This window comes from Rhodobaculum claviforme, assembly GCF_016653255.1.
In the GTDB taxonomy this organism is placed as follows: Bacteria; Pseudomonadota; Alphaproteobacteria; order Rhodobacterales; family Rhodobacteraceae; genus Rhodobaculum; species Rhodobaculum claviforme.
Genome location: NZ_NHSD01000108.1, coordinates 1 through 13,045 on the forward strand (window position 1 = coordinate 1; position 13,045 = coordinate 13,045).

A 13,045-nucleotide genomic window follows, 5' to 3' on the forward strand; every position below is an offset into this window, starting at 1 on the left:
AGCTGGCGGCATGGGGCGGGCGCATCCGCGCCCAGATCCAGCGCGCGGCCGCGCGTGCGCCGGGGCGCGGGACGGTGACGCTGGCGCTCAGCGTGGGGCGCGACGGGACCTTGCGCGGGGCGGAGGTGGCGGTGGCGTCGGGCAACCCGGCACTGGATCGCGCGGCATTGGCGGCGGTGCGCGCGGCCGGACGGTTCCCGCCCGCGCCCGCGTCGGTGACGGGCGCGGTCCACCGCTTTGCCCTGCCGCTGCGGTTCGACTGAGGCGCCCTCAGCGGCCGCGCAGCGTGACCAGCACGTCGAAGGGCACGGCCCGGCCCGCGAGCCGCGCGCGATAGACCACCTTCGATTCCGTCACCCGCATGATGTAGTTGCGCGTCTCGGCAAAGGGCACGCGCTCGATCCAGTCGATCAGCGCGTCGTCGTCCATGTCGCGCGGGTCGCCCAACCGGGCGATCCATTGCGGCGGGCGGGCCGGACCGGCGTTGTAGCCCGCCGCCACCAGCGCAAGGCCGGGGCCGAAGCGCTCGGTCAGCTCGGCCAGATAGGTCGCGCCGAGACGCACGTTCAGCGCCGGATCGGTGGTCAGCCAGGCGTCCTCGAACGCGACGCCCAGCCGGCGGGCGACGTCGCGGCCGGTGCCCGGCAGCACCTGCATCAGGCCGCGCGCATCGGCGGGGCTGACGACGGCCGGGTCGAACTCGCTCTCGCGTCGGGAGATGGCCAGCGCCAGCGCCGTGGGCACCGGCAGGTCCATCCGGGCCATGGGGTGCAGCGGAAACGCCGCGTCCACCGGAACATCGCCCGAGGTGACGCGGCCCAGGGTGACGGCCCAGTTTTCTTCGCCCAGGGCGACGGCGTGGCGGGCCAGCGCCGCGCGGCCCGGCGCGTCCACCGCCGTGCCCAGGGCAAGGAAGAATTGCCGCGCCCGATGCCAGTGTCCGGCCCCGCGCAACAGCAGCGCTGCCCGCAGAAGGTCGTGGTCGGGCAGCGCGCCCACCGGCCCGTCAGGCCCCGCCAGCGCGGCGGGCATCGGCAGGCCCGTCCGTTCCGCCGCCAGCTGGCCATAGAAGGTCGTCGCATGTTCGGCGGCGAAGGCATAGGCGGCGGCGGCGTTGGCGTGCTCTCCCAGCGCCTCACGCGCGCGACCTTCCCAATAGGCGGCACGCGACACGCTGATGGGCGCCGAGACGCCCACCCGCAGGCGCTGGAAATGCCGCAGCGCGGTGTCCGCCGCATCGAGGTAGCGCAGGGCGACAAAACCCGCGAACCACTCCATGTCGGCGAATGCCCCGCCCGAATCCAGCCCGTGGCCGGCCGCCAGCCGCCAGGCGCGGCGCGCATCCCCGTCGCCCAACGCCTGCCGGGCAAGAAAGGCGCGGCTGCGCGCCCATGCCTCGGGCCGGCCGAGGGTGCCGGCGTCGGAGCGCTCCAGCAGCAGATCGCCCGCGCTTTCGTGCAGCGCGTTGTGCATGCGCCAGTCGAAGCGGTCAAAGGCCAGGCCGGGATCATCCGCCCGCGCCCGCGGAACGGCGGCGATCAGGGCGGTGACGCCGCTGTCGCGCGCGGCCAGCGCCAGCCGCGCCGCCGCCAGCGCCTGTGCGCCCGCATCCATCCGGGCGGCCTGGCGCGCGGCGCCGGTGCGGTCGCGCCGCCACAGCAGCATGTCCAGCCGGGCGTCGTGATGGCCCGCCAGCGCGGTTCCGTGGGCGGCCAGAAGGCTGCGCTCCTCCACCTCCGAAAGGGTCAGGGTGCGCCAGGCCTGCACGGCGGCGGCCGTGGCCCCCGCGCTGTCCCCGGTGGCGGCGCGGGCGGCCGCCAGCGCCACGGCGCCTGCACCGGTGGCGGGGGTGCGGCCCTCGAAAAAGGCGATCACGCCCTGGGGCGGGGCGCTGCCGGACAGCGTCGATTCGGCGCGGGCGTGGAAGCGGTCGACCTCGGGCCAGTCGGGATGGGCGGCGGCAAAGGCCGACACCGCGCGCCAGTCGCCATCGCCCGCGCGCAGGCGGTGCCATTCCACCACCGCCTGCGCCACCGCGCCGGCCGGCGCCGCGATGGCCCCGGCCCGCGCCCAGCCGCCCGCCGCGCCTTCCTCCAACGCGCTGCCCAGCAGGCCCGCGGCGCGCTGCGGCGGCGGGGCCTCCTGTGCCGGGGCGGACAGGGCGGGAACAAGAAGCGCCGCCGCAAGGGCTGCGCGCAGGAACGCGGTGGGCGACACGGGGATCATGGAAGGGCGGGTCCGATCATTCGACTTGATCATTTCGGAAGCAAAGTCTAACGGCGCCCGCAGGCCGGTGAAAACCACGAATTCGGCACCGCCCGCACCGCCGAGGGATACAGGACAGATGAAGCATGCGATCCGGGGGTCAATCCCCGCACTGGTCACGCCGTTCCGCAATGGGGCGCTGGACCTCGACGCGCTGGGTGCGCTGGTGGAATGGCATGTGGCGCAGGGCAGCCATGGCCTCGTGCCGGTGGGGACCACCGGCGAAAGCCCGACCCTCAGCCACGAGGAACACGAGCGCGTCATCGCCGCCACCGTGGAGGCCGCCGCCGGACGCCTGCCGGTGATCGCGGGCGCGGGCTCGAACAACACCCCGGAGGCGGTGCGCTTCCTGCAGCATGCGGAATCGGTGGGCGCGGATGCCGCGCTGGTCGTGACACCCTATTACAACAAGCCCACCCAGGCGGGCATGGTGGAGCATTTCCGCGTGCTACACGACTGCTGCACGCTGCCGATCATCATCTACAACATCCCCGGCCGGTCGGTCGTGGACATGCTGCCCGAGACCATGGGCACGCTGGCGAAGCTGCCGCGCATCGTCGGCGTCAAGGATGCCACCGGCGATGTGGCGCGCGTTTCGCGGCAGCGTCAGACCTGCGGGGCGGAGTTCATCCAGATCTCGGGCGAGGATGCCTCGGCGCTGGGCTTCAACGCGCATGGCGGGGTGGGGTGCATTTCCGTCAGCGCCAATGTCGCCCCGAAGCTATGCGCCGAGTTCCAGGAGGCCACGTTGCGCGGCGATTACGCCGCCGCCCTGGCGCTTCAGGACCGGTTGATGCCGCTGCACCGCGCGATCTTTCTGGAGCCGGGCGTGGCGGGGGCGAAATACGCGCTGTCGCGGCTCGGCCGCTGCACCAACGAGGTGCGCCTGCCGCTGGTGCCCGTCACCGCCCCCGTCGCCGCCGAGATCGACGCGGCACTGCGCCACGCGGGCCTGCTGGACTGATCCGCGCGCGGCACCGCGCCGCCTTGTGCCCTCTGCCCGATGGCGCGATGCCGGGGGCTGTTGGCGGCGGGGGGGTGCGATGACAGGACGTCTGGCGGCGATGATGGTGGTGCTGCTGGCCCAGGCGGCGCCGCACGGGGCACTGGCCGGAACCATCGGCGGGCTGCCGGTCACACCGGTGAGCCCTGCCCCGATGGTGACGGTGCCCGCGCTGGACGAAACCGGCTGCCGCGTGCCGATGCTGGTCTGGCGGTGCCGGAACGATGCGCTGACGCTGGTTTATGCCTTCGACATGGATGTGGCGCCCGAAACCGCCGGGGCCCTGCGGCTGTGGGTGGAACAGGAGGGCCGGGTGCTGTCGGACCCGGCGGCATGGCCGCTGACGGCCAGCCATCGCAACGCCACCGTCCCTGCCGCCGCCGCGGCCGAACTGCTGCGGGCGGCGCAGGACGGGGCCGAGGTGCTGCTGCGCCTCGATGATCCCGCGACTGGCTCGGAGCTTCGCGACAGATTTGCGTTGACCGACGTGGCCCCGGCGCTGGCGGCGCTGCCCTGTACCCCCTGATGCGGGGGCCGGGCGCGGATCAGTCGCGCGGGGCGTCCGGGTCCTCGCGACCGACGCCAAGGAACACGAACCGCAGCGGCAGCGCCCACACCACCCCCAGCACCAGGTAGATCAGCGCCTCCAGCAGGAAGTGCGGCCGGTCGAACATCTCCACCACGGTGACGGCGACGACGGCATAGACCGGGATGCCGACCAGCAGCACGAAGATCGACCAGCGCTTGCGCGCCTTGTGGGAGAGCTTGGGCATGGGGTGCCTCCGTCGGCGTGGCGGTTTCGGCCTGGCAGCTTCGGTGTGCCGGGTTGGTGTGCCGGGTTAGTGTGGCGGTCAGTCGGCGAAGGGATCGGTCACCAGGATGGTATCGTCCCGCTCCGGCGAGGTGGAGACTAGGGCCACGGGGCAGCGGATCAACTCCTCGATGCGGCGGACGTATTTCACCGCCGCCGCCGGCAGGTCGGCCCAGCTGCGCGCGCCGGCGGTGCTGTCGGACCAGCCCTCCATCTCCTCGTAGATGGGGGTGACGCGGGCCTGCAGGTTGGCGGCCGTGGGCAGGTGGTCCAGCCGTTCGCCGTCCAGGTCATAGCCGGTGCAGATGCGCAGCGTCTCGAACCCGTCGAGAACGTCCAGCTTGGTCAGCGCGATCCCCGACACGCCCGATTGCGCGCAGGTCTGGCGCACCAGCACCGCGTCGAACCAGCCGCAGCGGCGCTTGCGGCCCGTCACGGTGCCGAACTCGTGCCCGCGCTCGCCCAGCCGCTGGCCGGTGGCGTCGGTCAGCTCGGTGGGGAACGGCCCCTCGCCCACGCGGGTGGTATAGGCCTTGACGATGCCCAGCACGAAGCCGATCGACCCCGGCCCCATGCCCGAGCCGGTGGCCGCCATCCCCGCCATGGTGTTGGAGGAGGTGACGAACGGATAGGTGCCGAAGTCGATGTCCAGAAGCGCGCCCTGCGCGCCCTCGAACAGGATGCGGCGGCCGGCGCGGCGGGCCTCGGTCAGGACCTGCCAGACCGGGCGGGCAAACGGCAGGATCTTCGGCGCGATCTCCTCCAGCGCGGCCTCCAGGGCGGGGCGGTCGACCTCCGGCAGGCCGAGGCCGCGGCGCAGCGCGTCGTGGTGCACCAGCAGCCGGTCGATGCGGCGCGCGCGGGTCTCGGGATCGGCCAGGTCGGCCACCCGGATCGCGCGCCGTCCCACCTTGTCCTCATAGGCCGGGCCGATGCCGCGCCCGGTGGTGCCGATCTTGGCCACGTCGGACTGCGCCTCGCGGGCGCGGTCCAGCTCTCCGTGCACCGGCAGGATCAGCGGCGCGTTTTCCGCGATCATCAGGTTGTCGGGGGTGACGGCCACGCCCTGCGCGCCCAGCCGCTCGATCTCGGCGATCAGCGCCCAGGGGTCGAGGACCACGCCATTGCCGATCATCGACAGCTTGCCCTTGCGCACGATGCCCGACGGCAGCAGCGACAGCTTGTACACCGCCCCGTCGATCACCAGCGTGTGCCCGGCGTTGTGCCCGCCCTGGAAGCGCACGATCACGTCCGCGCGCTCCGACAGCCAGTCGACGATCTTGCCCTTGCCTTCGTCGCCCCATTGTGCGCCGACCACGACGACGTTTGCCATGTGACCCCTCCGCGGTCCGAATTTCCGCGCGCTCCTTACCCCGCCCGGACGCCCAAGGAAACCGAAACCGCCCGCAGGCCGGGTGAGCCCGGATCCGTGCGTGCCTCGGGCATGTCATGGGCCGGGCCGGGCGCGGCTCCGGTTGGGGCCCGGTCCGGGGTTGCGACGGCGGCCCCGTCCGATTATGTCCGCGTGAAACCAAGGCAGGTCCCCGCATGGAAAATGTCGTCCTCATCGTCCACCTGATCCTCGCGCTGGGGATCATCGTGGCTGTGCTGTTGCAGCGCTCCGAAGGGGGTGGCCTCGGCATTGGCGGGGGCGGCGGTGGTGCGGCCTCCAGCCGGCCCGCGCTGGGCGGTCTGGGCAAGGTGACGTGGGTGCTGGGGATTGCCTTCATCATCACGTCGCTGACGCTGACGGTGTTTGCGGCGGAACGCGCGGCCGGGGTTTCGATCCTCGACCGGCTGGGCGTCGACGCGCCGCTGCGCCCGTCGCCCGAAGCGCCGGTCGTGCCCGGGGGCGACCTGTTGCCGCCGTCGCTGGGCACGGATGGTGGCCTGACGCCGCCGCGCGCCGAGGACTGAGGGGCACCGCCCACCTTTGCTGTCACGAATGACCACGCCAACGCCCCGGCGCGCGTTGCGGCCCGGGCACGGATGGGCTACTGCCTCGGTCCCGTGATGCCCTCCGCGCTCCGGCGGGCGGACACGGGAGAAAACCGCCATGTCACGCTATGTCTTCATCACCGGCGGGGTGGTGTCGTCGCTGGGAAAGGGCCTGGCCTCGGCCGCGCTGGGTGCGCTGTTGCAGGCGCGCGGATTTACCGTCCGGCTGCGCAAGCTCGACCCCTATCTGAACGTCGATCCCGGCACCATGAGCCCGTTCGAACACGGCGAGGTGTTCGTCACCGACGACGGCGCCGAGACCGACCTCGACCTCGGGCACTATGAGCGCTTCACCGGCGTGTCGGCGCGGGCCACCGATTCCGTATCCTCCGGCCGGATCTATTCCAACGTGCTGGAGAAGGAGCGCCGCGGCGATTACCTCGGGAAAACCATCCAGGTGATCCCCCACGTCACCAACGAGATCAAGGACTTCCTCAACATCGGCGACGGCGAGGTCGATTTCCAGCTGTGCGAGATCGGCGGCACCGTCGGCGACATCGAGGGGCTGCCGTTCTTCGAGGCGATCCGCCAGTTCGCCCAGGAGCGTCCGCGCGGGCAGTGCATCTTCATGCACCTGACGCTGCTGCCCTATCTGGCCGCCAGCGGAGAGCTGAAGACCAAGCCCACCCAGCACTCGGTCAAGGAGCTGCGGTCGATCGGCATCGCCCCCGACGTGCTGGTGTGCCGGTCCGAGCATCCGATCCCGGAAACCGAGCGCGCCAAGATCGCGCTGTTCTGCAACGTGCGCCCCGACGCGGTGATCCCCGCCTATGACCTGAAGTCGATCTACGAGGCGCCGCTGGCCTACCATCGCGTGGGGCTGGACCAGGCGGTGCTGGACGCCTTTGGCATCTCGCCCGCGCCCAAGCCCAACCTGGCGCGCTGGGAAGACGTGATGGACCGCCTCAACCACGCCGAAGGCGAGGTCCGCGTCGCCATCGTCGGCAAATACACAAGGCTGGAGGACGCCTACAAATCCATCGCCGAGGCGCTGACCCACGGCGGGATGGCCAACCGGGTCCGCGTGCGCGCCCAGTGGATCGATTCGGAGATCTTCGAGGCCAAGGACCCCGGCCCGTACCTGGAGGGGTTCCACGCCATCCTCGTGCCCGGCGGCTTCGGCGAGCGTGGGACCGAAGGCAAGATCCGCGCCGCCCAGTTCGCCCGCGAGCGCAAGATCCCCTATCTGGGCATCTGCCTGGGCATGCAGATGGCGGTGATCGAGGCGGCGCGCAACCTCGCAGGCCTCGGCGACGCCGGATCGGAGGAGTTCGACGCCGAGGCGGGCGCGAAGCGCTTCACCCCGGTGGTCTATCACCTCAAGGAATGGGTGCAGGGCAACCATACCGTGCGCCGCAGCGCCGCCGACGCCAAGGGCGGGACCATGCGGCTGGGCGCCTATACCGCGCAGCTGACGCCGGGCTCGCATGTGGCGGACATCTACGGCGGCACGACCATCGAGGAACGCCACCGCCACCGCTACGAGGTCGACATCCGCTATCGCGACAAGCTGGAGGCCTGCGGGCTGCGGTTCTCCGGCATGTCCCCCGACGGCCGCCTGCCGGAGATCGTGGAGGTGGAGGGCCACCCGTGGTTCATCGGCGTGCAGTTCCACCCGGAACTGAAGTCCAAACCCTTCGCCCCGCACCCGCTGTTCGCCGACTTCGTCCGCGCCGCCGTGGAGGTCAGCCGTCTGGTGTGACCGACGCTGCCCCAGGGTGCCGGCCCCCGACGCCAAGCCTTGACGCCGGGGGGGGCGGCGTGGCCGGATGAACCAATGCACCGCAGCGCGAGGGAACCCGCCATGACCGCCGACACCAGCCCCGCCGCGACCTCCGGGACCACAGGGCCCGAAGGCGTGCCGACCCCGCCCACGCCTGCCGTGACGCCCGAAGCGATCCGCGTGGCCTTCGAATCGGGGCGCTACCCCTATGCCCGGCGCATGGGGCGGCGCCCCTACGAGGCGGAAAAGGCGCGGCTTCAGGCGGAGCTGCTGAAGGTCCAGCTCTGGGCGCAGGACACCGGACAGAAGTTCGTCATCCTGTTCGAAGGGCGCGACGCCGCCGGCAAGGGCGGCACGATCAAGCGCTTCACCGAGCATCTCAACCCGCGCTTTGCCCGTGTCGTGGCCCTCAACAAGCCCACCGAGGAGGAGCGCGGACAGTGGTATTTCCAGCGTTACGTCGCGCATCTGCCGACCTCGGGTGAAATGGTGTTCTACGACCGCTCCTGGTACAACCGCGCGGGGGTGGAGCGGGTGATGGGGTTCTGCACCCCGACCGAGTATCTGGAGTTCATGCGCCAGGCGCCGCTGTTCGAGCAGATGCTCGTGCGCTCCGACATCAAGCTGTTCAAGTACTGGTTCTCGGTGTCGCAGCGCGAACAGCGCGTGCGATTCAAGGCCCGGGAGGTCGACCCCCTCAAGCGCTGGAAGCTGAGCCCGATCGATCTGGCCAGCCTCGACAAATGGGACGACTACACCGAGGCGAAGGAGGCGATGTTCTTCTACACCGACACCGCCGACGCGCCCTGGACCATCGTGAAGTCCAACGACAAGAAGCGCGCGCGGCTGAACTGCATGCGCCACTTCCTCGCCAGCCTGGATTATCCGGGCAAGGACATGGCGGTGGTGGGAACGCCCGACCCGCTCATCGTGGGTCATGCCACCCATGTGGTGCATTCGGCCGCGCATATCCTGGGCGCGGCGCAGCACCCCGACATGCGACGCGGCTGATGGCGGCGACGGCGTGGGACGCGCGGTATGGCGCGCCGGGGTACCTGTTCGGGACCGAACCGGCCGCGTTCCTGCGCCGCCACGGGGGGCGGCTGGCCCCCGGCGCGCGCGTGCTGTCGGTGGCCGACGGCGAGGGGCGCAACGCGGTCTGGCTGGCGCGGCAGGGCCATGCGGTGACCGCGTTCGATGCCTCCTCGGTGGCGCTGGACAAGGCGCGGCTGCTGGCGGCCGAGGCGGGTGTCACGGTCGCCTTTCATCACGCCGGGGTGGAGGACTGGGACTGGCGCCCGGCCGCGTTCGATGCGGTGGTGGCGGTGTTCGTGCAGTTCGCGCCCCCGCCGCTGCGGGCGCGCATGTTCGAGGGCATGGCCCGCACGCTGCGCCCCGGCGGGCTGCTGCTGCTGCATGGCTATGCCCCGCGCCAAATCGGCTATGGCACCGGCGGGCCGGGCGCGGTGGAGAACCTCTATACCCTGCCGATGTTGTGCGATGCCTTTGCGGGGTGGCAGGTTCCGCACGCCGCCGACCATGATGCCGACCTCGCCGAGGGGACGGGCCACGCCGGACGCTCCGCGCTGGTGGATTTCGTGGCGCTCAAGCCCGTGTGACAGGGCGGCGGGCCGGGGTGACGGCCGTCCGCGGGCACAGTAAGGTCGCCCGGAGTCGGTCGGGGGGTATGTATGGGACGGATCGCACGGGGCATGGTGGCGGCGATGCTCGCGCTGGCGCCGCCGGGTGCGGCGGCCCATCCGCATGTGTTCATCGATACCGGGCTGGAGGTGATCTTCGACGCCGACGGCCGTCTGTCGGCGGTGCAGGTGGTGTGGGTGTATGACGAGTTCTACACCATGCTGGCGCTGGACGATTACGGCATGGATCCCGAATTCACCGGCACCGTCACCGCGCACGAGCGCGAGCAGCTTGCGGCGATCTATGCCAACTGGGACCCGGGCTACAATGGCGACCTGCGCCCGCTTCTGGACGGGGTGGAGGTGCCGCTCGGGGGGCCGACACGGGTGGTGGCCGACGTGCAGGATGCCCGACTGGTGATCGCCCACCGCCGGGTGTTCGCCGACCCCCTCCGGCTGGAGGGGCGCGAGCTGGTGCTGCGGGTCTATGACCCCACCTATTTCATCGCCTACACCATCGCCAGCGATCCGGTCGTTTCGGGGCGGGGGGACTGCGCCGCCAGCGTGCACGGCCCCGACCGGCAGGCCGCCGAGGAGCGCCTCCAGGCCGCGCTGGATGCGCTTCTGGCCAGTGGCGCCGACCCCTGGGCGGTGGAGGCCGAGTTCCCCGCCGTCGGCGCCGACTTCGCCGAGGAGGTCCGCCTGACCTGCGGTGGTCCGTCGTGACCGGCCCGGTGCCGCGCATCGCCCTCACGGTGGCGCTGGTGCTGGCGGTGGGGGCGGCGGCGCTGTGGGCGCAGGGCGGGACCGCGGCGCTGCTGGCCTGGGCGATGGAGGGGCAGCGCACCGCCCAGGCCGCGATGGCCGGCGCCCTGCGCAGCCTGCGCGCGGGCGAGGCGGGCGCGCTGGCGGGGTTGCTGGGGCTGGCGTTCACCTATGGCGTGCTGCACGCGGTCGGGCCCGGGCACGGCAAGCTGCTGATCGGTGGCTATGGCGCGGCCACGCAGGTGCCGCTGGGCCGCCTTGCGGCGATCGGTCTGCTGGCCAGCCTCGGGCAGGCGACGGTGGCCGTGGTGCTGGTCCATGGCGGCATCGCGGTCCTGGACTGGGGCCGCGCCGATGTGGTGGGGCTGGGCGAGGGGGCGTTGACCACAGCCAGCACCGCCGCCATCGGCGCGATCGGGCTGTGGCTGGCGTGGCGCGGCGCGCGCGGGCTGGCGCGGCTGCTGCCGAGGCCGGTTCCGGCCCTGCGCCCCGCGCCGCAGGGTGCCGCCACGGGCCATGACCCTGCCGCCTGCGCATCCTGCGGCCACCGCCACGGTCCCGACCCGGCCGAGGTCGCGCGCCTGACCGGCTGGCGCGAGGGTGCGGCGCTGATCGGGGCCATCGCGATCCGGCCCTGCACGGGGGCGCTGTTCCTGCTGGTTCTGACCTGGCGGATGGACATCACGGCGGCCGGGATCGCGGGTGCCTATGTCATGGGGCTGGGCACTGCGCTGGTCACGGTGGCGGTGGCCGGGCTGTCGGTGCTGGCGCGGGACGGGGCGCGGATGTGGGCCGGGCGGCTGGGGGGCCTGCGCCCGCTGGGCCCGATGCTGGAGCTGGGCGTGGGCCTTCTGGTGGTGCTGGCGGCGGTGCAGGCGCTGCGGCTGGGGCTGTGACGGGCGCTGTGACGGGCGCCTAGAACCAGTTGCGGATCGCCTCGGGGCGCAGAAGCCAGCGCCGCAGCGGGCCCACCGGCGTGGCCGCCGTCAGGGGCGTGGCGCGCGCGACATAGCCGTCGTGCACCGCCGTCAGCCGCGCGGCAAAGCCCGGGTCCAGCACGGCGATCCCGTTCTCGGTGTCGTGCACCAGGCTGCGGGCATTCAGGTTGGCCGAGGTCACAAGCGACAGCCGGCCATCGAAGATCAGGAACTTGCTGTGCAGCAGCCGGTCGGGTTGCGCGACCTCCCACACCTCCAGCCCGGTCAGGCGGTCGAGGAACATCTGCTTCAGCGCCGCCTTGAAGCCGTCCAGCGGATCGCCCCCCACCACGCGTGGCGTCACCACCCGCACCCGCACGCCGCGCGCCACCGCGCGCTCCAGCGCCGCCGCCACCGCCGGGGTGGGGTTGAGGTACGGCGACGCAATGTCGAGGCGCGTCGCCGTGGCATCGATCAGCGCCACCAGCCACTGCTCCAGCGCGCGGCCGTCCGATTGCGGCATCGACAGGATGTGGAACGCCCCGGTGCGCGGGGCGCCGGGGACCTCGGCCGTCAGGGAAAACGGCCGCACCACCCCCGAGGGCGCGTCGCGCTGCCACAGTGTGCCCATGTGCGCCATCATCGCGCGCACGGCCGCGGGATCGGTGATCTCCAGCTCCAGATCCTCGTAGGCGGCGAAATACGCCAGCGGCGCGCGCAGGCGGCGGGTGTAGTCGTGCAGGCCCGGCCGGCCTGACAGATCGCGCGGGCTGTCGAAAACGAACCCGTCGTGCAGGTTGCGCCCCCCCACCATGAACCGCGAGGTGCCCGGGGCGCGGCCCAGCACGCCAAAGACCTTGGTGTGCTGGCTGCGCTGCAGCCGGTCGGGCAGGGTGGTGGGCGTGATCCCTGGCGCGGGGCGCCAGTGGTACGCCTGTATCTGGACCATCGGCCAGTCCGCCGCCAGCCGCGCCAGCATGCGCCGGTCCGGCCCGGTGGCGAGGTTCTGCGACACCAGGATGCGCACCGGGGTGCCGCGCGCGGCGTGGTGCGCCAGCATCCGCCCCAGCATCCGCCCGGTGAAATCCGCCCGCAGCTGCAATGACGTGACCACGATCAGCTCCAGCGCCGGGGCGTGCGAGAAATCGATCGGCATGGCGGGATCGCCCGCCTCCAGCGCCGCGCGGGGCAGGGGGCGGCCGGTCAGGGCCTCGGCCTTGGCGTTGAACGCCGCCAGCCCGTCGGTCAGCAGCCGCGACGGCCCCGTCGGCCCCAGGCAGGTCCGCGACAGCCAGCGGTCCGACAGCGCCACACGCTCCAGCGCGTCCAGCGTGGCCAGCGGCGGTACCGCGCAGACATCGAGCCGCGCATCCAGCGCCGCCAGCGCCGGGTCCGCCACCGTGTCGCGCCGCAGCGTCAGGCTGTGGCCGCCGGTGGCCGCGCGGATGTCCAGCGTGCAGCGGCTCACATCGGCCCCCAGCGTCAGGCGGCTGCCGTCGCGCGGGGCGGGGCCGATGGTCAGCCGGAACGGCTGGCCCGGTGCGGCGTCCGGCAGGGGGCCGGTCGTGTCGCGGGGGCGCACCGTGCCGTCGCAGCGCCCCGACACCGCCAGCGGCTGGCCCGCGATCGCATCCAGATGCACCACCGTCGTGGCCGCGTGGACGCCCGGGAACACCACCACCGGCGCGCCGAGCGGGGGGCGGGCATCCAGCGGCAGGCGCATCTCGGCGGTGCGCCAGACGGAGGGGAAGCTGCCCTCGCCGGGGCGCAGGGGGACGGGTGGCAGGGGGCCGCCATCCACCGCACCCGCCAGATCGTGCAGCGCCGTCAGCCGATCGGACGGCGCACCCCCCCTGGCCCCGAGGCGCTCGGCCTCGAACCCGGCCACCAGGGCCCGCAGCCGGGTGGTGGCGATTCCAGGCG

13 protein-coding genes are annotated in these 13,045 nt (G+C 72.6%); 9 read left to right on the top strand and 4 right to left on the bottom strand.

The features are described 5' to 3' along the window. On the top strand, nt 1–263 hold a 263-nt coding region (locus tag CCR87_RS02320; protein WP_201155770.1), incomplete at its 5' end, for an energy transducer TonB family protein. Nucleotides 264–270: 7 nt separating this feature from the next. On the opposite strand, the gene CCR87_RS17440 is transcribed toward CCR87_RS02320, so the two are convergent. Next, nucleotides 271–2,226, bottom strand: coding sequence for a lytic transglycosylase domain-containing protein (locus tag CCR87_RS17440; protein WP_201155772.1), 1,956 nt, complete (start codon nt 2,224–2,226; stop codon nt 271–273). Nucleotides 2,227–2,344: 118 nt separating this feature from the next. Here CCR87_RS17440 and dapA point away from each other — a divergent pair, with 118 nt between their 5' ends. Further along, nucleotides 2,345–3,229 (top strand): 4-hydroxy-tetrahydrodipicolinate synthase, encoded by an 885-nt coding sequence (dapA, locus tag CCR87_RS02330; RefSeq protein WP_201155773.1) that lies wholly within the window; start codon nt 2,345–2,347, stop codon nt 3,227–3,229. Between the two features lie 79 nt (nt 3,230–3,308). Further along, the gene (locus CCR87_RS02335; protein ID WP_201155775.1) at nt 3,309–3,794 is read left to right on the top strand and encodes a hypothetical protein; all 486 of its coding nucleotides are present in this window, start codon (nt 3,309–3,311) and stop codon (nt 3,792–3,794) included. 19 nt (nt 3,795–3,813) lie between these two features. On the opposite strand, the gene CCR87_RS02340 is transcribed toward CCR87_RS02335, so the two are convergent. Continuing rightward, nucleotides 3,814–4,041, bottom strand: a complete 228-nt coding sequence (locus CCR87_RS02340; RefSeq protein ID WP_201155776.1) for a DUF2842 domain-containing protein — start codon at nt 4,039–4,041, stop codon at nt 3,814–3,816. A 78-nt stretch (nt 4,042–4,119) separates the two neighbouring features. Beyond that, nucleotides 4,120–5,412 (bottom strand): adenylosuccinate synthase, encoded by a 1,293-nt coding sequence (locus CCR87_RS02345; RefSeq protein WP_201155778.1) that lies wholly within the window; start codon nt 5,410–5,412, stop codon nt 4,120–4,122. A gap of 215 nt (nt 5,413–5,627) precedes the next feature. Between CCR87_RS02345 and secG the strand changes: the two genes are divergently transcribed. The 6 genes from secG (at nt 5,628) to CCR87_RS02375 (ending at nt 11,101) form a co-directional block, all read left to right on the top strand. Beyond that, nucleotides 5,628–5,996 carry a preprotein translocase subunit SecG gene (gene secG / locus CCR87_RS02350; protein WP_201155780.1) on the top strand — a complete coding sequence of 123 codons (369 nt, stop codon included), beginning with the start codon at nt 5,628–5,630 and terminating at the stop codon, nt 5,994–5,996. Between the two features lie 139 nt (nt 5,997–6,135). Then, nucleotides 6,136–7,779 carry a CTP synthase gene (locus tag CCR87_RS02355; RefSeq protein ID WP_201155782.1) on the top strand — a complete coding sequence of 548 codons (1,644 nt, stop codon included), beginning with the start codon at nt 6,136–6,138 and terminating at the stop codon, nt 7,777–7,779. A 102-nt stretch (nt 7,780–7,881) separates the two neighbouring features. Continuing rightward, a complete protein-coding gene (ppk2, locus tag CCR87_RS02360) occupies nt 7,882–8,811 on the top strand; it encodes a polyphosphate kinase 2 (RefSeq protein ID WP_201155784.1) in 930 nt (309 codons plus the stop codon). Continuing rightward, complete coding sequence (locus CCR87_RS02365; protein WP_201155786.1) at nt 8,811–9,419, top strand: class I SAM-dependent methyltransferase; 609 nt, start codon at nt 8,811–8,813, stop codon at nt 9,417–9,419. Before ppk2 ends, CCR87_RS02365 begins: the two co-directional genes overlap by 1 nt. Nucleotides 9,420–9,491: 72 nt before the next feature. Further along, the gene (locus CCR87_RS02370) at nt 9,492–10,166 is read left to right on the top strand and encodes a DUF1007 family protein (protein WP_201155788.1); all 675 of its coding nucleotides are present in this window, start codon (nt 9,492–9,494) and stop codon (nt 10,164–10,166) included. Beyond that, complete coding sequence (locus CCR87_RS02375; RefSeq protein WP_338048859.1) at nt 10,163–11,101, top strand: nickel/cobalt transporter; 939 nt, start codon at nt 10,163–10,165, stop codon at nt 11,099–11,101. Before CCR87_RS02370 ends, CCR87_RS02375 begins: the two co-directional genes overlap by 4 nt. A gap of 19 nt (nt 11,102–11,120) precedes the next feature. Here the strand turns inward: CCR87_RS02375 and CCR87_RS17060 are convergent. Further along, a partial coding sequence (locus CCR87_RS17060; protein ID WP_242511807.1) for a phospholipase D-like domain-containing protein occupies nt 11,121–13,045 on the bottom strand: 1,925 nt, incomplete at its 5' end.

Coding starts and splice junctions, on each gene's coding strand:
- CCR87_RS02365 (WP_201155786.1), top strand. CDS start 8,811: ATGGCGGCGACGGCGTGGGACGCGCGGTATGGCGCGCCGGGGTACCTG.
- CCR87_RS17440 (WP_201155772.1), bottom strand. CDS start 2,226: ATGATCCCCGTGTCGCCCACCGCGTTCCTGCGCGCAGCCCTTGCGGCG.
- secG (WP_201155780.1), top strand. CDS start 5,628: ATGGAAAATGTCGTCCTCATCGTCCACCTGATCCTCGCGCTGGGGATC.
- CCR87_RS02370 (WP_201155788.1), top strand. CDS start 9,492: ATGGGACGGATCGCACGGGGCATGGTGGCGGCGATGCTCGCGCTGGCG.
- CCR87_RS02340 (WP_201155776.1), bottom strand. CDS start 4,041: ATGCCCAAGCTCTCCCACAAGGCGCGCAAGCGCTGGTCGATCTTCGTG.
- dapA (WP_201155773.1), top strand. CDS start 2,345: ATGAAGCATGCGATCCGGGGGTCAATCCCCGCACTGGTCACGCCGTTC.
- CCR87_RS02355 (WP_201155782.1), top strand. CDS start 6,136: ATGTCACGCTATGTCTTCATCACCGGCGGGGTGGTGTCGTCGCTGGGA.
- ppk2 (WP_201155784.1), top strand. CDS start 7,882: ATGACCGCCGACACCAGCCCCGCCGCGACCTCCGGGACCACAGGGCCC.
- CCR87_RS02345 (WP_201155778.1), bottom strand. CDS start 5,412: ATGGCAAACGTCGTCGTGGTCGGCGCACAATGGGGCGACGAAGGCAAG.
- CCR87_RS02335 (WP_201155775.1), top strand. CDS start 3,309: ATGACAGGACGTCTGGCGGCGATGATGGTGGTGCTGCTGGCCCAGGCG.